Here is a 20,996-nt window from a genome sequence, read left to right on the forward strand (position 1 = left end):
TTGCCAGCATAAAACCAATTAATTGATATAAAAAATCCTCCTGAAATTTCAGGAGGATTTTATGTTTACATTCTGTTTACGGTTCCGATTCCCAACAGTTCCAACGATTTTTTGATCGTTTTCGCTGTGATATCTGAAATATTCAAACGGAATTGTTTTATCTTCTCATCTTCCTGATTCAGAATCGGATTATTCTGATAGAAAGAGTTGTATGTTTTTACAAGGTCATAAACATAATTGGCAACCAATGCCGGGCTTAATGTTTCTGCTGACTTGGCTACAACAGTTTTAAAGTTTGCCAACTGCATAATCAATTCTTTTTCAGACTGATTTAATTCAATCTCAGCTGTTCCAGTCTGCAAAGTACCTGCTTTAGACAACAATGACTGGATACGTGCATAAGTATATTGAATAAACGGACCTGTATTCCCGTTGAAATCAATACTCTCTGCAGGGTTGAAAAGCATTTTTTTCTTAGGATCCACTTTCAGCATAAAATATTTCAATGCTCCCAGTCCTACCGTTTCATAAGAAGCTTCTTTCTCTTCTTCAGAAAGAGTCTCCAGTTTTCCTAATTCCTGAGCCTTAGATTTTGCGGTCTCATACATTTCCTGCATCAGATCATCAGCATCTACGACAGTTCCTTCACGGGATTTCATTTTACCTTCAGGCAATTCCACCATTCCGTAAGAAAGGTGATACAGCTGGTCTGCCCATTCATATCCTAACTTTTTCAGGATTTTAAATAAAACCTGGAAGTGATAATCCTGTTCATTTCCTACTGTATAGATCAGTTTCTGAATATTATTTTGCTTAAAACGCTCTACGGCTGTTCCAAGATCCTGCGTCATATAGACTGAAGTACCGTCTGAACGAAGTAACAGCTTCTGATCAAGACCTTCATCTGTAAGGTCACACCACACAGAACCATCTTCTTTCTGGTACAGAACTCCTTTATCCAGCCCCTCCTGAATAAGATCTTTTCCTAAAATATATGTGTTGCTTTCATACTGAACCTGATCAAAGTCAACGCCTAATCTTTTATACGTTTCATTGAATCCTTTATAAACCCATGAATTCATTTCTGCCCAAAGCGCTCTTACTTTTTCATCTCCATTTTCCCAGTCCAGAAGCATTTTCTGAGCTTCCTTCATTACCGGAGCCTCTTTTTTAGCCTGCTCCTCACCTACACCCTGCTCTACAAGCTCTGCAATTTCTTTTTTATAATTTTTGTCAAACTCTACGTAATAGTTTCCAACAAATTTATCTCCTTTGGTATTGGTTGTTTCAGGAGTTTCTCCGTTCCCAAATTTCTCCCATGCCAGCATGGATTTACAGATATGAATTCCTCTGTCATTAATGATCTGAGTTTTAATTACATCATATCCGGCCTCTTTTAAAATCTGAGCAACCGAGAATCCTAACAGGTTATTTCTGATATGCCCCAAGTGTAATGGTTTGTTAGTATTCGGCGAAGAATATTCTACCATTACCGTAGAATTTTTCTTTTCTATTGTAGAGAAATTTTCACTTACAGACCTGAAGTTATCCACAAACAATTGGTTTTTCACCTTAACATTAAGGAAACCCTTTACTACATTAAAGCTTTCAAAAAGTTCCGTCTGCTCTGTCAAAGCCTCTCCTAATTCAACCCCAATGCTTTCAGGATTCTTTTTCAACTGTTTTACCAAAGGGAAAGTGACAATCGTAAAATCGCCCTCAAACTCTGTTTTATTTTCCTGAACTTCCAGTTTGATGTCTTTTAACTGGTATACATTTAAAATGACTTCCGAAAGTTTTTGCTCTATAATATCTTTAATATTCATGTCAAAATTTTGAAGTACAAATATACGGAAATAAAAAAACCGCCCGAAGGCGGTATAATATGAATGTTAATAAAATATGTGTTAATTCTTATCCCAGAAAAGCTTTGTTGTAGCCTTATCTCCACCAATTTTATCACCGGCAGCTTTTACATTAGCTCCGTTCAATACATATTCCTGATCAGAATAAGGCATTCTGTAAGGCACTGAAGATAAATTAGATTTTGGAGGATTCACAAGAATAGGGTAATCCAAACGTCTTGTAAAGTTCCAGCTAGCAAAACCTTTATTAAACATAGCAATCCAAGCTTGTACACCTATAGATTGCTTCCAGTTTGCCGGATTATAAGGATGTGCAAGCACATATGCATCTGCGATGGTACCACTTATTCCATTCTCCCTCATAGATTCTTTCACAGCAGCTGCATAAAGCTCTGCAGCAGTGCCTCCAGCTGAATATCCTCTTGCAGCAGCCTCTGCTTTTAAGAAGGCTACTTCCGCATAACTAAAAAGATTGGATGCTGCAGTAGCACTTCTGAAATAAGAACTTAATTGAGAGAAATTAGTATATGGATCATTTAATTCTCCAAAAACGCCTCCTTTATATACTCCTCCTACTTTGGTAAACCACACATCCATTCTTGGATCGGAAAGAGTACTCATAGTATTAATTGCTAGTTCACTAGGTAAAAAATCATTCCTGTTTGAGGCTACTAAATTATCAAATACCGGATTGGAAAAAGTATTTCCATCATATTTGAATTTGTAAGCATCATCGTCAGAAGAAATAACACCACTGGCAATCGCCGATTCAACAATAGTTTTTGACAATGCAGGATCAACATCTGCTAAATTCATCCCTAATCTTAATTTAATAGAATTAGCAAATTTCTTCCATTTAGTCATATTACCTCCGTAAACCAGATCACTATAACCTGTAGCTGCAGGTTTTATAGTAGCAGTAACAGCATCAATTCTTTTGATCAAGTCAAGATAAATAGTCTTAGCATCATCGTATTTAGGAGTTAAAATCTCATCCGGTTTGAAAGCTTCAGAATAAGGAACATCCCCATAAGTATCAACAATATTTTCCCAAATAAAAATCTCTTCAATTTCTAAAGTTGCCAACTTATTAGCTCGTATATCATCCGTTTCCACCTCATTCATCAGATTCATTTTTGCTTGTTTCAGATTGTTAATACTGTAAACATACATTCTGTTAAAATGATTACGAGGTTGATTACGGGTTACCAAATTATATTGGGTTTCATCCGGATACTGAGTTTCCGCCCATTGTTGTGTAAAGAATCTGTAATTATTAAAATTTACACTAGGGTTATCCATATAATAAGATGACTGATATAATGCAGTAGCTAGTAAGTTATCAGATGGAAGAACCGACGGGTGTTTAGGGTCATCATTAAGAGAAGTTAAATCACTTTGACATGAACTTAAAGCTAATCCAATACATGCAGACACCAAACTTATTTTTATAATATTTTTCATTTTTAAAGTAATTTAGAATTTAAATGTAACATTGATACCCAGATCTCTTGTTGTAGGCATTGAACCGATTGACCATCCGTAAGAATTAAGTCCTCCACCCACCATAGCTTCTGGATCAGCATATGGTAAATTTTTATGAATTATCCATAGATTTCTACCTACAATTGAAATCTTAGCATCATAAATCTTGGTACCTGCCAATAAAGATTTTGGAAGCATATAGCCAATACTTGCTTCTCTTAGCTTAATAAAAGATCCATCGTAAACAAATTCGCGTGCAGGCTGTGTTTTGTATCCGGTAGAACCACTGTTATCAACCTGTGATATTGCAATATTATTTGGAGTTCCATCAGGAAGAACACCAGGTACAACAATAGGTTTATCTCTGAAATCTCCTTCAGCAGTTTCTTTATACAGACCGGACGACAATCCATAATACATATCTGTTGAGAATATATCACCACCCTTACGCATATCAATTAAGAAACTTAAAGAGAAGCCTTTATAACTGAAGCTATTTCTGATACCGCCAATCCAATCCGGAGTAGTATTACCTATCACCTGATTTGGATTTTGTAAATATTTCCCGGTTTTCGGATCAATTACTTTTTCGCCATTTAAATACGTGTAATCAGCACCTACTAGTGTTCCCCATGATTCTCCTACTCTGGCATTTAAAGATACACCTCCCTGAAAACTATTTAATAAAAGGTTGGTAATTCCAGGATACAGGCTAACTACCTCATTTTTATTTTTTGACCAGTTAACATCAATATTCCATGTAAAATCTTTTAATTTTACAGGTACCAATCCCAGTTGTACTTCGTAACCAGTATTATCAATTCTACCTGCATTAATTATTTTAGCAGTAAATCCTGCACCGGAAGAAATAGGAAGAGAAATAATCTGGTCAATTGTTTTGGTTTTATAATAAGCAAAATCAATTGTTATTCTATCTTTTAAGAAATGAGCTTCAGTTCCTATTTCAAATTCTTTAGATCTCTGTGGTTTTAAATTAGGGTTTGGCTGATTTAAAATTGAATTATATATTCCTACCCCAGATAAAATTCCCGAAGATCTGTAATTATTAGCAAGTTGGTAAGGATCTGCTGTTCCTCCAACCTCTGCATAATTTGCTCTCAATTTCCAGAAATTCATCCAGCTCTTAGTATTTAAGATTTCGGACATAATGACTGAACCAGTTACAGAAGGATAGTTATAGACATTATTGCCTGCAGGTAATGTTGAACTTTGATCTACCCTCCACGTTCCATCTATATAGAATTTTTTAAAGAAATCAAATGAAGCTGTAACATACCCTGAGTTTGTCTGAGTTGTAAACTGATTTTCATCTGGTGCCAAAGGTGCTTTTTTAGAATTGGATAAAGCATAAATTCCAGGTACTATCAATCCTCCCTCTGTAGAAGCATAGATTGAATTATAATAATTTCGACGTATGTTTCCTCCTACAACTCCGGAAAGATTAATATTATCTGTGATATCGAATTTATAATTCACCATTAAGTCATAATTGGTCTCCGTCTGCAGGATATCTCGTCTTCCATAGCCTGAACCAATAGAGTTATTTGATTGCCCAAAAGCCTGAGGTAAAGACCCAACAGCCAATCTCGTTTCAGCCATAAGATTTGATCTGTCATAAGAAACTTTTCCAGTTACAGAAATATTATCAATCACATCATATGTTAACTGACCATAGGTAAAGCTTCTATACCTTTTGTCTGAAGAATAATTCTGATAGGCCTGGAAATATGGATTGTTCCAATATGCAGGAGCCCCATTTGCTGCAGACTTCCTGTTCCAGGTTACATTACCATAGTTATTGGATGCATTGGCTACGCGCGGATCTACATTTGCAAAATATAAGTTTTGCAGATCCTTAATATCCACATTGGTTTGCCACCATTGTCTGAAACCTGTAGCTATATTGTTAGAATACCCTGTAATACTTCTACCTTTAGTTTCCTGTAAAGTCATTGTAGAATAAAAAGATGTATGTAATTTAGGGGTTAGATCATAATTAATCTTTAAAGAGAAATTATTTTTATTAAGGTGCGAGTTAGGTATTAATCCATCAGACATCATATTTTCATAATTAAAACTGATGTTTTTCCCTTTTTGTCCTTTTTCTAATGTTACACTATTGATGTATGAGGCCGGATTCTCGAAAAATTTAATCGGTCCATTTTTAGCGGCTACCCAAGGGGTGGCTTTTTGATAATTGGGAGATAAAGGATTAAATGAATCCCACTGATAAACCAATAAATTGGGGTCAAATTTAGGTCCCCAAGAAGCATCCGCTCCAAAGTTTGCATTATTTAAACCATCGGAAGCCTGAGTACCAAATTTTTGAGAGTAACCGGCTCCATATCTTGTCTGATACTCAGGGAAAGTGGATTTATCAATAAACCCTACCTGTATTGCAGAGGAAAGCGTAACTCCCCAGGAACCATCATCCTTTCCTTTTCCATTCTTGGTTGTAATAACAATTACACCATTTAACCCTCTTTCACCGTACAGTGCAGAGGCTGCAGCTCCTTTTAATACGTTTATGGATTCAATATCTTCCTGGTTGATATCAGAAAGGGCATTTCCATAGTCAATTGAATTTTCCCGGGTACTGGCATTATTAACAGGTGATCCATCAATAACAATTAAAGGATTACCTCCTCCCAGTGTCTTAACTCCTCTAATTAAAAGGTTGGAAGATCCTCCAAAATTGTTATTTGTAGTAACATTAAGTCCAGCAACTTTACCTGATAATTGCGCTGCAATATTTCCGGTATTCGTTGTTCCATCTGTAAGCGCACTTCCTTTAATTTCCTGCGATGCATACCCCAAAGATTTTTTTTCTCTTTTAATACCAAGTGCAGTTACTACCACTCCTTCAATTTCTTTTGCTTTAATGGTATCTTTCTTCTCTTGGGCACTAACTATTGCCATAGAAGAAGTCAACACTAAAACAAGAAGACTTGCTGTTAGTTTCTTCATATCAATTATTTTTATATCCGTACAAATTTGTCAATTATATTCAATAATTCAAACAAAAATGTTAAAAAAAATAAAAATTTATCATCCATAAGCAACAAAATACAATAATTAACAAAAAAAATAAGTTAAAAAATAAACATACATAAAAAAAATACTAAAATTTTAAAATATTAAGAAAAATAATTCAATTTAATTATTCACATTACTCCATTTAAATTATTAAACAATAATATTATTAAATAAAAAAACCGCCCGAAGGCGGTATAATATGTATATTAAAAAAATTATTACATTAATTTACATCCCAGAAAATCTTTGTAGTTAATTTATCCCCACCAATAGCAGCACTTGCAGCAGCATAATTAGTCCCATTTGTTGTTGCTTCGGCCGCTGGATACTGAAGCCTTACCGGAACTCTCCCCCCAGCATTTGGAATTGCTGTAGCCGGAGCTACAAGTTGTGGATAATCCAGTCTTCTATAGAAGTTCCAGGAAGTCACTGATTGATTATACATTGCCACCCAGGCCTGTTCACCGATTGATTTCTTCCAATTAGCCGCATTATAAGGATGTGCTGCAATATAAGCAGCAGCATCAGATGCTAATCCCCAATCCGCAAAAGAAGATGTTACAGCTGAGTTATACAAAGTAGCCGGTGCTCCACCTATCCCCCATCTTGCAGCAGCTTCAGCAATATAAAATGCAACTTCTGTATATGTCATAATAAGGCCAGGTGTTGTAGCTGTATAAGCAAAATCACCTGCGTTTGAAAATTCTGAAAATTCTCCAGGAGCCCCTATTACCTGTCCGATATATACGCCGTCAACATCGGTATAATATTTAGTAATTCTATTATCCATAGTTGTATTCATATAATCGACCAATGTTTTTCCTGCAATAAAATCATCTCTTGATTCCGTTTCCTGAAATATAGGATTCTGATTAGGAGAAGCAGCCAAATAAGCGAACTGACAGTTATCACTTGAAGAAGTCATAACCCCTCCCGAAATTGCCTGATTTACAGTAGACTGAGCTAAAGCAGGGTTAACATCAGCTAAAGCAATCCCCAATTTTAATAACAGAGAATTACCAAATTTTTTCCATTTTGAAATATCTCCATTATAAAATATATCTCCATTACCAAAAGTTCCACTGCTGCCAGATAAATTATTTATATCTGTACTTAATTTTGAAATAAGTGAAGAGTATATATCTGATGCTTTATCATACTTTGGAAGCGGATAAAGATCAATATTTAAAGCCTGGGTATAAGGAATATCTCCATAAGTATCTACCAAAACTTGATAGGTATAGGTTTTCATTATATCTACAATTGCCAGTTGATTTTTCTTTTTTCCTGGCCAGGTAGATTGTTCTGCAGGTGTTGGGACATATTCATTGATTATTTTTTCCGCCTGGTCTAAATTCTTTAATACATTTACATAGTTGTCTGTCCAAACATTATTTGAAACATTTCTGTTTGTAAAATCATAGTTACTTTCATTTACATAAATCGTTTCTTGCCAGTATTGCATTGTAAGCCTAAAGTTATTTTCATTAACATTAGGTGTATTCATATAATCACTTAGCTCTTTTTGCGCATATGTAAGCAAAGACTCTTGAGTCGTATTGTAGTTAGCATGTTGATCAAGATTCACATCATCACCTGTTGTACAACCTATAAACAAGAGAGCTAATATTGGTGTTAATATATATTTTTTCATATTCTTTAGAAATTAACTTTTACATTAAAGGAGATATTTCTTGTAGCCGGCATAGGACCTGATTGATATCCTTGAATATTTCCTGAAGACAAACCTGCCTCCGGATCAGAGTATGGTAAGTTCTTATGAATAATCCAAAGATTGTTACCTACTAAACTCACAGACATTCCTTGTATAAATTTAGAGTTAAACACATGCTTATCAAACCTATAAGTAATAGCAACTTCTCTTAATTTCACAAAGCTTGCATCATATACATAAGCCGCTCCCGGAAGGTCTGTTCCCAAAACCTGACTAGATTGAGATTTATCCAATCTAATGGTATTTGTGATGAAGTGTCCTGGATTATTAGGGTCTTCCATTACCCCCGGCAAGATAACACCTCCACCATTGGCGAGTGTATTTCTAATAGGATTACCTAAATCATTGAATCCTACAGAATCGGGATATACACCTGTTCCATATCCATAATATTGATCTAACGAATACACCTTACCTCCTTTTTTCCAATCAATTAAAAAGCTTAATGATAAATTTTTATATGAAATAGTATTACTTAATCCTGCTGTCCATTTAGCTTGGAAACTTCCCTGATTATAAGTTGGTGTATCAGTCACCAAATAGGCTCCATTAGCTCCTACGATAGGATTTCCATTTGAATCATAAACATAATCCGAGGTCCATATTGATCCATAATCACCATCCAGAGGAGCATTAATACTAACACCTCCCTGCAATCTTCCTATTGTAATATTTTCAATACCTGGTGCCAGTGCTGTTACTTTTGTCCAAGGATTAGACCAGTTCAAGCTAAGATCCCAAGAGAAATTGGTTGATTTAATTGGTGTTGCATTAATGGAAACCTCAAACCCTTTTGTGGTTAACTCACCGGCATTTTGAGTTTTTGCCAACGCCCCATTGGCAAAAGATACAGGTAATGGTAATATCTGATCGTAGGCTTTATTTTGAAACCAAGCTACATCAAACCCTAAACGATTCTTAAACATTTTTGCTTCAATACCAACTTCAAAATTTTTAAGCCCCTGAGATTTAAGCTCAAAATTCCTTAATGTGGTATTATAAGCATATATCGGAATATCTCCGTAAGATGGTTGCGAAAAATATCTGTTCAAAAGCTGATCAGCAGCAGTATCAGAACCTACTTTTGCATATGCAGCCCGAATTTTACCAAAATTTAACCAATTTGCTTTCACTAAGTTTGAAAACACTACACTTGCAGATAATGATGGATACCAGTATACAGCATCGTTCTCAGGTAGTGCTGTTGATTGATCTCTTCTGTAAGTTCCTTCTAAAAAATAAGTATTTTTATATCCCAAGGATACTTGGGCAAATACTCCGTATACATACTTTGTCAAATCAGAAATCAAAGGACGAACCGGTGCGGATGCTGAGTTTGCAATAGTATAAATACCTGGAATATACAATCCTCCTGAGGTAGACTGTTGATTAGAATATGTTTTCTGTACGTTAATATTACCCCCTAATAATGCATTCACATTAAAATCATCAGTAATATTTTTTTTATAAGTACCTATGAAATCATAGTTGGTTTCAGAAAACTTATAAAGACTTGTTGCATAACCCGAAGGCTGATTGACTGCTCCATTTAATCCAAAACTATTTCCTGCATATGAGCCTACCGCCTTTCTGTCTTCAGTGATCATAGTATAACCATCTCGCCCCATTCTCACCAAGAGATTAATATCTTTTGAGACATCATAGCTTAAACTAAAATTTCCTGCAAATCTATCTCTAGAGTCATTTTGATAATTTTCATATCTCTGGAAATATGGATTATCCCAAAAGGCAGGTGTTAAGTCAGAAATACCCCTCATATTCCATGTATAATTTTTTTTGAAGGTACGGTACAGATATTCCTGATCTTTTATATCAACATTGGTAGGCCACCATTGTCTGAAATTAGTCATGATATTATCATTATATCCGGTAGTATTACGGCCAATAGTTTTCTGCGTAATATAGTTTGCATAAAGATTAGCAGTTAATTTATCAGTCAGTTTATATGATGCATTTCCACTAAAATTATTTTTTATTAATGAACTATTCGGCATAATATCCGTGGCATCAGTATTAGTATAACTTAAACGATAACTCGATTTATCATCTGCACCGCTAAATGCTAAACTATTTACAAAATTAGTTCCCGTATTGAAAAACTTAATAGGGCCGTTTTTCGCCATTTGCCATGGTGTTCTCTGGCCCTGAGTAGGCGACCCCGGAATGAATGCCCCATATTGCCAAACCATTGAGCCATCGTAAAGAGATCCATAGGAAGCATCATTACCGAAAGCTACCCTTGGACTTCCCTGATATAATGTACTGCTAAAGCTGTTACCAGTATACCCCTGTCCGTATTGGGTCTGATACTTAGGAAATGTAGATTTATCTATGGAAGACATTGTGATAGAAGTAGAAAACTCCATTCCAATACCTTCTTTATTTCTTTTTCCCTTTTTGGTTGTAATAATGATTGCCCCATTTTGAGCTCGGGATCCATAAAGAGCTGTTGCTGCTGCTCCTTTGAGAACATTCAGAGTCTCTATATCATTAGGGTTAATATCAGATACTGAACTTCCATAATCATAACCACCTCCACCTGTTGCCTGACTTGCTGTATTGATATTTTTATTCATGATAGGTACCCCATCTACAACAAAAAGAGCCTGATTATCTCCCAATAGCGACTTAAAACCTCTTGTAACCACGTTGATTGATCCTCCAAAGTTTGTACTTTGCTTAATCTCCAAACCTGCAACTTTACCAGATAGGTTATTTAGGAAGTTAGTCGTAGGGTTTTTATTGACATCTTCCCCTTTTACTTCTTGGGTAGCATAACCGAGAGATCTTTTCTCTCTTTTGATTCCAAGTGCAGTTACTACTACACCTTCAATCTCTTTTGTCTGTGTAACAGTATCACTTTTTTTCTGTTGAGCATTTGCAATAGCAACAGAAGAAGACAATACCAAAACTATAAGACTGGTTGTTAGTTTCTTCATATCAAATTAATTTTTGTGACTTTACAAATTTGTAAAACTTTATTAATACCACAAAGCAAAATGTAAAAAAATTGCAATTAATTTAATATTAATAAATAAAAACAATGAAAAAACTATTAAAATAAGTTAAAAACAAAATATTTAACAAAAACAAATTACTAGATTATTAATTTCATTTAAAAAATAATAACAATTATTTAAATTGATAATCTCTATAATAAATCGTGAACAAATAAAGCTAAAAACACTGATTTACAATAACTTAAAAAAACAAAAAGGCTCTTATATTATTATAATATCATGCAAAACAATTTTTACAATAAAGAAATACAGATCTCATAAACAAAAAAACCGCCCGAAGGCGGTAAAATATATTAAAATTGTATTACAAAAATTAGTTTCTAGCCCAGAATGGGGTAAATTTATTTTTAGCAAAAACATCATCTGCTGCCATACTTGGAACATTGTTAGCATTTGATTGATATTCGGAGTTTGGATACAACAATCTGTTTGGTTTAACCGCTTTAAGCGAGATTGTTGGTAACGGCGTTTCCGGATAAGATGTTCTTGTATAATCAAAATAAGATTGTTCGGGGTTGATTCCTGTTAAAGCAATCCATTTTTGAGTCATAATTGCCTCAAGCTTATTAGTATCCGTACCAGTCCATCCTAATTTAGGCACAGCGTTTACACTAGCTATATAAGTTGTCGCACCAGATGCACCTAGGTAGGCATAAGACGCAGTAATACCACTTTCGAAATGCGCCTGTGCTGCAGAAAATTGTGCTGGATAACGTAGAGCAGCTTCAGCTAATAAAAATTCTGTTTCTGCTTTTGTCATTAGAACGCCTGCTTTTGAAGAGCCCTTCTGGATTAATTCAGCTTTTCTTCCAGCAGCATCAGTAGCTCCAATAGTTTGAGATCCTACAATTAATCCATCACCAGTTCTTGAAACAGTTCTAAGTGATGGAGCACCTGGCTGCCCAGGAGTAGCACCTTGCCTTACTCCCTCAACATTCGCTGTAGTAACATTATTATTATCTTTTGTTGAAACAAGAGTAAATATTCTACCTCTTCTTCCATCAACAATTCCATTAAACTTTTGGTATACATTTCTTGTGTCCGGAACTGTAGCTTGCCCCTCTCTATGAACAGCATTACCATTTAAAGCAATTGCAATATGTTCTGAAGGTACAACTAAAGTCCAGTTTTGAGGTTGAGCACCTGCACTTGTGTATACATAATAGTTCATCCAAGGGTTTTGTTGAGCATCAGAACTTTGAGAATATCCAGGATTAACAGTTACATCAGCTGTATTAAATGTTGCCCCTTGTAAAGTTGCAAGTTTTTGATCTCTATAAGTTGCTAAATCACCTGTAACATTAGACATTCTGATAAGATATCTAAGTTTTAATGTATTAGCAAAAGCTTTCCAGCTACTCATAGATCCTTTGAAAACAACATCAGAACTACCTGGATTCGCACCTTTATTAGAATCGATCATTTGGATTGCACTTTCAATATCAGCAATAGAAGCCTTATAGATATCTTCTCCTTTATCATATTTAGGAGTAAGGTTTAATTCCCTTTTGAAAGCCTCAGAATATGGCATATCTCCCCATAAATCAGTTAATGTCTGAACATAGTAAGCTTTCATGATTTTAGACATCGCTTTATATTGAGTATATTCTCCTGTTGGATCACTATAATCTAAAACAAACTGAAAGTTAGCTACATTTCTGAATAACTGATCCCAAACATCAGCATAGAATGCACTTGTAATATTTGGAGAGTACTCATCCACGAAAGGCGTTCCATAAGAATAAGAATTTCCTGCAACACTATTCATCATTAATCCCGCAAAAAGATTTAATCTTCTTGCCTGCACATAATAACTGTTTGTAACAGCTCCTGGAAAAACAAAGTTAGGAGTCAGATCATTAACAGAAATTCTATCTGGGCTCTCATTAATATCAAGATAATCATTACATGAAGTAGCTCCAAGCAATAAACTTGACAAAGCAATTATATATAATTTATTTTTCATTTTCTTAATTAAAAAGTTGCGTTAATTTTAAAACCAAAGGTTCTTGTTGTAGGATACTGAGTCGTTAAAGCAATTCCTGCAGCGTTATCGTTACTACTTGCCGTTTCAGGGTCTGCAAAGTTTCTATTATCTTTAGAATAAATAATAATTGGGTTTCTAGCATATAAGCTCAAACTAAGACTATTTATGAAGGTAGAATTTAAAACAGATTTTGGAACATCATATGATACTGCAATTTCTCTAATTTTAAATGCTGTAGCATCTACTACTAAATTTTCTCCAACATTTCTGTAAATTGACCCTGACCAATATGTCGTTGCACCATTATAATCATCACCATAAGCAGGTGTTGAATTTGGAACATATGAGCCATTAACAAGCTGCACAGAACCTGGTACAACATAACCTTGAGTTCTGTCCTGGCTTGCTGTTTCTTCAAGCCCTCCAGTAAATGCCAATAATCTTTTTGTAAATGATACAAACTTACCTCCCTTACGATAATCCGCTACCGCTGATAATGTAAATGCTTTATATCTGAAAGAAGTATTAAATGTCATCGTATAGTCAGGATTTAAACTTCCTAATACTTTTGTTGCAGAGTTTACTAATGGCACCCCATTGGAATTTACAATAATGTTACCATTTGGATCTCTCTGATAAGTTGTTCCAACAATTGAATAGAAATTCTCGCCTACTACTGCCGCTAAACCAACCGAAGGAGTTGTATACGTCAAGATTGGAACTCTTTCTGCACCACTGCTTAATTCTAATAATTTCGTTCTAGACATTGCATAACCTGCGTGAAGATTCCAAGTAATATCCTGTGTTTTGATTGGAGTTATTCCCAAATCAACTTCAAAACCTTTCATTCTAGACTTCCCAATATTATCTCTATAAGAAGATAATCCAGACGTGTTCGAAGGAGTAATACTACTGATCAAATCCTGCGTAGTAGACTGGTAAACAGATCCTTCCAAAGTAATTCTATCCTTTAAGAAACCTAGCGCAATGTTTAGATCAAAAGTATTAACAAACTCAGGTCTAACACTAGGATTAGTAATAGATGTGGACATGATGTATGAAGGCATAGGTCCAAAAGGATATCCTGTAGGGATGATACCAGTAGCATTAACGTTATATGGATTTATACCAGATGAGTTTCCTACCTTTGTGAAACTTGGTGCAATTTTCATATAGTTTAGTACATTGCCTCCAAAATCAAAAGCTTTAGTCGGAATAAAAGACACCCCAACTGAATAATAAGAATACGCTTTATTATTTGTCAATCTGTTGTTTGTAAGAGGATCTCTGCTATTTACAGTATAAACAGAATTCTTTTCATATCTGAAAGTCCCATTTAGGAATAAATAATCTTTATAGGCTAAATCCAAATTGGCAAATCCGGCAAATACTCTGTTTCTGGTAGTATAATTATCCATATATCCACCATCAGCCTGAGCATCCGTACTTCCATATTGAGATGGATTGGATACATTATTATAGTTATACCATCCTGGAATAAATAATCCTGTTCCCCCAACAGTTCTTGCAGTAGAATAACTATCTTGAATATTATTTCCAAGGTTAAATTTCAAGTTCAAATCTGATGTTAAATCATAATCGAAATTTAACATTAAATCTCCATAGTATTTTCTATCGTTGTATATTCTGTTGAAATAATAAGCTGTAACATCCGGAGATCCAAATTGATTCAAAGTGTGAGAATCTAAGAATGGAACTCCTGTGTTAGAATAACTGATAATGCCAGTTGAACCATCATTCCAGTTATCCTGCTGAGTTTTAGTAAGATTTAAATTTCCTGTATAGCTAATGTTGATATGCTTATTAAATTCATATTGTAATGACAATATACCATTTAGATAATCTCTGTTAGTATTATATCTTGCATGCTCCACTGTCCAGTAAGGGTTAGTAGAATAAGCAGTAAGATATCCCCCGATTCCAGAATTTCTATACTTTCTAATGTCATTAGTAGATGGCATTTGCAAGATATCGTCATATATGCCTGAATCAGTTTTATTAACCAATCTTCCTATATAATTGAACTGACCATCAATTCTTAATTTCCCAAGCTTCTTCCCTGCTTTGAACAAGAAGTTATTTTGTCTCATTTTATCCCCATCAACAACAAAAGCATTATCTAGTCTGTTGATTGACATAAATGCATAACCATCAGAACCACCAGCATTCACGCTAACACCATTTTGGAAACTAACACCATTGGTGAAAAATTTTGAAAAATGATCTTTTACAGGAGAATAATTTTCGTATATAAATTTACCATTTGCTTGTGGCAACCCACTTGGAACCAATGTCCCTCCAAACCCTGGATAGTCATAAGCAGCTCCCCAAGACATGTTCTCCCATGGCACATAGTTTGTACCACCATAATCAGCATCACTATAACTGTCGTCCTGAACCCCTTTTCCATATTTCTTTTGAATAAGTGGATATTTAAATCCCTGAGTTACTTCAACAGCAGAAGTTAAATTAACCTGAATTTTTTCAGATTTCGTTCCTCTTTTAGTTGTAACAATAATAGCTCCGTTCACCCCTTGAGAACCATATAAAGCAGCTCCTTGCAACCCTTTAATAACATTTACACTTTGAATAATTTCTGGAGGTAAAGAGTTTAAAACTGCAGCATCTGAAATCACATTATCAATAACAACCAAAGCTTGATTATTACCAGTAATTGATTTTGACCCTCTCAAAATAATTTTAAAACTTGGGTCTACAGCACTGTTTGTGTTGGTAATTTGAAGCCCAGATACTTTTCCTGTTAATGCCTGAACTGCCCCTGGTGCAGCAGCCTGATTAAGTTCTTTAGTACTTACTATTTGTTGGGCATTTGTAATAGCATCAGCTTTTTTCTTAATACCTAAGGCACCCGTAACAACGATCTCCTCTATATTTTTGGTCTTTAGAGTATCTTTAGTGTTTTGGGCTGATACCATCACAAATGATGATGATAGTACTACCGCAAATACACTTGCAGTTAATTTCTTCATATCGAATTCAATTATTTTTTACAGGTTACAAATTTGTAAAACTTTCTTAAAAACACAAAACTTTTTCTTAAAAAAATATAAAATTTCAACTATCATTAAAAAAAACAATAAATAAAATATTAATATTTGTTAAAAATAAACATTTTAACAAATATTAACAACTAATTAAACTGCATTATTCAAAAAACAACAACAAGAACAAAAATTAATATTTATTACATCAACTTAACAACAAAACAAAGAATAAAGTCAATACAAACAATAAAAACATACAATAAATTTTAAAAAAACACCAAAACAATGAAACATTAACAATATGAATTAATTATTCAATTGTCAAGAAAAAGAAGAAAAGACATGTACAATATAACGCAAAAGTATTATTATCAAAAAAAAACCTCTTTTCAGCAAGAAGTGTTAATCTAAAATATTAAAAATCAAGCGTAAAATAATCTTAATAATATTTCATTCTATAAATCATTAGAACAAACATTGGATTAATATTTTTGTTTATTTAATTTTGCGATTGGTATTTCAAACAAATATGGAACTAATAAAAAACTGGTCAAACCTTTACATCGAAGCCGGATGTGATGAAGTAGGAAGAGGATGTTTAAGCGGTCCGGTGGTAGCTGCTGCGGTAATTTTAGATGAAGGTTTTGAACAAAATTTAGTTAATGATTCTAAAAAATTAACATTCAAAACCCGCATGGAATTGGATAGTTATATCAAGGACAATGTAAAAAATTACGCTATTGCAGAGCTTCCTGCTTCCTTTATTGATGAACATAATATTCTCAATGCAAGTATTCATGCAATGCACCGTGCTTTGGATAAGCTGACTATAACTCCTGAACTTATTTTGGTAGATGGAAACAAATTTCATCCTTATAATTACATTCCGCACCAGTGTATTATCAAAGGAGATTCTAAAGTATTATCTATCGCTGCGGCATCTATCCTTGCTAAAAATTACAGAGATAAGCTCATGATCCAGCTTCACGAAGAGCATCCTGAATACGGCTGGGATACTAATTTTGGCTATGCCACAAAAAAACACCAGGAAGCCCTTATAAAGCACGGTCCAACAGTTTATCACAGACAATCTTTCAGATTGAAATATGACTGAAAAAAGCCGATTTCCAATTATTAAATTCTCATAGCCTGATTGAAAATTTAAAATGATTCTAAATAAAAGCTTACATAAAAAAAGAGCAGCAATTAAAAAATTGCTGCTCTTTACATATTATTATTAAGAATTATTTCTTTTTATTTCTTTGCTGTTCCTGAGCTTTTTGCTGCTCCTGAGCTTTCTCCATCATCTCTCTCATTCTCTTCTGGAATTTACCTTCTGCTTTCGGTTTTTCCTTGTTAGACTGAATCTGAGCATGGATTATCTTCTCATCCAGAATAACGTATTTAATCACCAGGATAATTAAGATGTTAATCGCATTCGATACGAAATAATACCATGAAAGACCTGAAGCTGAAGTATTAAGGAAGAACAGGAATGTAATCGGGAAGATATACATTAACACCTTCATATTTGGCATTCCTTCCTGTTGAGGCTGCTGCATATTTCCTGAGGTCATTACCGTATAAATCAAAATAACAATCGTACAAGCTAATGCAAAAATACTCAAGTGGTCTCCAAGGAAAGGAACTTTAAACGGAAGCTTGATCAAATCATCATAAGCTGTCAAATCTTTTGCAAACCAAAACCCCTGCCCTCTAAGATCAATAAAATTCGGGAAGAAACGGAATAAAGCATAGAAAATAGGAATCTGAACCAATGCAGGTAAACATCCCGCCATCTGATTAACTCCAGCCTTTCTGTAAACTTCCATTGTAGCCTGTTGCTTCTTCATTGGATCCGCATCCTTGAACTTCGCATTTACTTCATCAATTTCCGGACGGATCACTTTCATCATCGCACTCAGCTTATGCTGCTTATACATAATTGGCGAAAGAATCAGTTTCACAATGATGGTCATTACAAAAATTACCCAGCCTGCAGATAATCCCCACGCAGCGATAATGCTATACAACCACATAAAGAAATAACGGTTCATTGCTCCGATGAACGACCAACCTAAAGGAAGAATCTCATCAAAGTTTTTATCATAAGATTTAAGCAATGGTAAGTCCAAAGGCATAAAGTACCATGTGAAATCCTGATTCAGTTCACTTCCGGTCATCTGAACAAAACCTTCATAGTTGAATTTTTTCAGATATTCTCCTTCTTCAACATTTTCCTGATTTCCTTTACTTTGAGTAAATCCGTTTTTAGCTTCAATCACTGAAGAGAAAAACTGCTGCTTTACGCCAATCCAGTTAAGAGTTTCTTTTTCCTCTTCCATTGTGGTTCTTCCATCATAATCATAATCTTTATAATTATTGAAAGCATACGAAAATTCCGAGTGAGATTGTTCCTGGGCTCTACCTTTCTCCAAGTTTCTTACATTATAATCCCAGATAAAATCTGCTTTATTATCAGAAGTAATTTTAGAAAGGCCCTGAGTTCTTACTTTAAAGTCTAAGGTATATTTTGGAAGTACCGTATAAATAAACTGAATTACAGCACCATTATAATCCGCTGTCAGCGTCACAGCATTTCCATTAACAGTAGGTGAGAAAACTAAATCTTTAGTATTAACGGTCTTCCCTGTTCTATCTTTAAACTGAAAGCCGTAGTTTGAATTATTTTTAGTGATCAGATAAAGAGGCTGATCCGCATTGTCTGTTTTATGGTTGTAGGCTTTATATTTTAAAAGCTCTACTTTAGAAACCTGTCCTCCCAAGCTTGAAAATTCAAGTTTCAATTCATTATTTCCAAGACTTGCTGTCTGGATGGCATTAGGAGTTACATTTGGATTGATATTGGTTGCCTGAGTTTGCTTTACGGCATTTTTTGCCTGTTCCGTTTTCTGCTCCTGAGCTTTCAGCTCCGCTTCTTTTGCTTGTTTGTTCTGGAAATAGAACATAAAGCCGAATAGAACAAGGCATAAAACCGCGAAACTAATCATCTGCTTCTTATCGATTCCGTTGTTTTGTTGCATTTTATTTTATATTAAAATTTTACGTTTAAAAAGTACATACTGTTGTACGTAATTTGAGCTGACAAAAATACTGTTTTTTTATCAAAACTCTATGCTTTACGTTGTTACTATATAATAAACTCAAGCTGAGAATAATCAGCCTGAGTTTATGTATAGACGTCTATGATAAAATATTTACCTTATTTCTTTTCGCAAGCCTTGATGAAAGCTCTGAACAAAGGATGCGGTGTTGCTACCGTACTCTTATATTCCGGGTGATACTGAACCCCTACATAGAACGGGTGGTCAGGAAGCTCAAGAGCTTCTACCAAACCGGTTTCAGGGTTGGTACCTGTAGCAAGGAAACCATTTTTCTCAAATTCCTGAAGATAATCACTGTTGAATTCATAACGGTGACGGTGTCTTTCAGAAATATTTTTGCTTCCGTAGATGTCATATAATCTGGAACCGTTTTTCAGAGCACATTTCCATGCTCCGAGACGCATTGTTCCACCTTTATCCACTACATTTTTCTGTTCTTCCATCAAAGAAATTACAGGATCAGGAGTGGCGGTATCAAATTCCATAGAGTTTGCTTTTGTATGTCCTAATACATTTCTTGCAAATTCAACCGTCATGATCTGCATTCCTAAACAGATTCCCAGCATTGGAATTTTATTTTCTCTTGCATATTTTGCCGTAAGAACTTTCCCTTCAATTCCTCTGTCTCCGAAACCTGGAGCTACAAGGATACCATTCACACCTTTCAGGGTGTCTTTGATATTGTCTTCAGTGATGTCTCCACTGTATACCCATCTTACTTTTACTTCAGTTTCAAGGTCTGCTCCGGCATGTTTGAAAGCTTCAGCAATTGAAATATATGAATCCTGAAGGGAAACATATTTTCCAACCAAAGCAATTTCAACTGTTTTCTTAGGATTCTGGAATTTTTTAAGGAAACTCTTCCAGTCTTTAAGATCAGCATCATTATCACTTTTCAGATCCAGCGCTTTCAAAACTACATCATCAAAGTTCTGCTTCTGAAGATACATTGGAACCTCATAGATCGTTTCAAGATCTTTACATTCGATTACATTGTCTAAAGGAACATTACAGAACTGAGCCAGCTTTGCTCTCTGATCTTTAGGAATTTTATGTTCCGTTCTGCACACTAATACATCTGCCATAATTCCGCTTTCCATTAACTGACGAACGGAATGCTGGGATGGTTTTGTTTTTAATTCTCCGCTTGATGCCAGGTAAGGCAGTAAAGTAAGGTGAATGACCATACAATTACTTTCTCCCAATTCCCATTTAAGCTGGCGAACAGTTTCAATGTATGGTAAAGATTCGATATCCCCCACAGTTCCCCCGATCTCAGTAATGATGATATCGTAGTTCTGTTTTGAAAGGATCTTAATTCTACGTTTGATTTCGTTAGTAATATGAGGAATTACCTGAACTGTTTTTCCAAGGAAATCTCCTTTTCTTTCTTTTTCAATGACAGTCTGGTAAATTTTTCCTGTAGTAACGTTGTTGTTTTGGGATGTAGGAGCATCAAGGTAACGCTCGTAGTGGCCTAAATCCAGATCCGTCTCCGCACCATCTTCAGTCACATAACACTCTCCGTGTTCATAAGGATTCAAAGTTCCCGGGTCGATATTGATATAAGGATCTAATTTTTGGATCGTTACATTAAAGCCGCGTGATTTTAGTAGAAGTCCCAGAGAAGCAGAAACGATTCCCTTTCCCAAAGATGAAGTTACACCTCCTGTCA

Annotated in this window: 10 protein-coding genes; 1 reads left to right on the forward strand and 9 read right to left on the reverse strand. The window is 34.9% G+C overall.

The features are described from left to right. Positions 1 to 65: 65 nt before the first annotated feature. The 7 genes from argS to ACE3RB_RS13020 all read right to left on the reverse strand — a co-directional run bounded on the left by argS (position 66) and on the right by ACE3RB_RS13020 (position 16,181). Positions 66 to 1,826, reverse strand: a complete 1,761-nt coding sequence (gene argS, locus ACE3RB_RS12990; protein WP_374464594.1) for an arginine--tRNA ligase — start codon at positions 1,824 to 1,826, stop codon at positions 66 to 68. An 81-nt stretch (positions 1,827 to 1,907) separates the two neighbouring features. Continuing rightward, positions 1,908 to 3,329 (reverse strand): SusD/RagB family nutrient-binding outer membrane lipoprotein, encoded by a 1,422-nt coding sequence (locus ACE3RB_RS12995; protein ID WP_374464595.1) that lies wholly within the window; start codon positions 3,327 to 3,329, stop codon positions 1,908 to 1,910. A gap of 12 nt (positions 3,330 to 3,341) precedes the next feature. Then, positions 3,342 to 6,338 (reverse strand): SusC/RagA family TonB-linked outer membrane protein, encoded by a 2,997-nt coding sequence (locus tag ACE3RB_RS13000; RefSeq protein ID WP_374464596.1) that lies wholly within the window; start codon positions 6,336 to 6,338, stop codon positions 3,342 to 3,344. 292 nt (positions 6,339 to 6,630) lie between these two features. Beyond that, positions 6,631 to 8,061 carry a SusD/RagB family nutrient-binding outer membrane lipoprotein gene (locus tag ACE3RB_RS13005; RefSeq protein WP_374464597.1) on the reverse strand — a complete coding sequence of 477 codons (1,431 nt, stop codon included), beginning with the start codon at positions 8,059 to 8,061 and terminating at the stop codon, positions 6,631 to 6,633. Between the two features lie 5 nt (positions 8,062 to 8,066). After that, a complete protein-coding gene (locus ACE3RB_RS13010) occupies positions 8,067 to 11,102 on the reverse strand; it encodes a SusC/RagA family TonB-linked outer membrane protein (RefSeq protein WP_374464598.1) in 3,036 nt (1,011 codons plus the stop codon). A 394-nt stretch (positions 11,103 to 11,496) separates the two neighbouring features. Beyond that, positions 11,497 to 13,149, reverse strand: coding sequence for a SusD/RagB family nutrient-binding outer membrane lipoprotein (locus tag ACE3RB_RS13015; RefSeq protein ID WP_374464599.1), 1,653 nt, complete (start codon positions 13,147 to 13,149; stop codon positions 11,497 to 11,499). A gap of 8 nt (positions 13,150 to 13,157) precedes the next feature. Further along, a complete protein-coding gene (locus ACE3RB_RS13020; protein WP_374464600.1) occupies positions 13,158 to 16,181 on the reverse strand; it encodes a SusC/RagA family TonB-linked outer membrane protein in 3,024 nt (1,007 codons plus the stop codon). A 544-nt stretch (positions 16,182 to 16,725) separates the two neighbouring features. On the opposite strand from ACE3RB_RS13020, the gene ACE3RB_RS13025 reads away from it, so the two are divergent. Next, positions 16,726 to 17,310: a ribonuclease HII gene (locus ACE3RB_RS13025; RefSeq protein ID WP_374464601.1), complete on the forward strand. Its 585-nt coding sequence runs from the start codon at positions 16,726 to 16,728 to the stop codon at positions 17,308 to 17,310. A 130-nt stretch (positions 17,311 to 17,440) separates the two neighbouring features. Here the strand turns inward: ACE3RB_RS13025 and yidC are convergent, their stop codons facing one another. Together yidC and ACE3RB_RS13035 are read right to left on the reverse strand one after the other, a co-directional pair. Further along, positions 17,441 to 19,240, reverse strand: a complete 1,800-nt coding sequence (gene yidC, locus ACE3RB_RS13030) for a membrane protein insertase YidC (protein ID WP_374464602.1) — start codon at positions 19,238 to 19,240, stop codon at positions 17,441 to 17,443. A gap of 179 nt (positions 19,241 to 19,419) precedes the next feature. Continuing rightward, positions 19,420 to 20,996, reverse strand: a 1,577-nt coding sequence (locus tag ACE3RB_RS13035; protein ID WP_374464603.1) for a CTP synthase, incomplete at its 5' end; no start/stop codon positions are given.

Origin of the sequence: Chryseobacterium sp. (assembly GCF_041914225.1) — a bacterium.
Classification (GTDB): domain Bacteria; phylum Bacteroidota; class Bacteroidia; order Flavobacteriales; family Weeksellaceae; genus Chryseobacterium.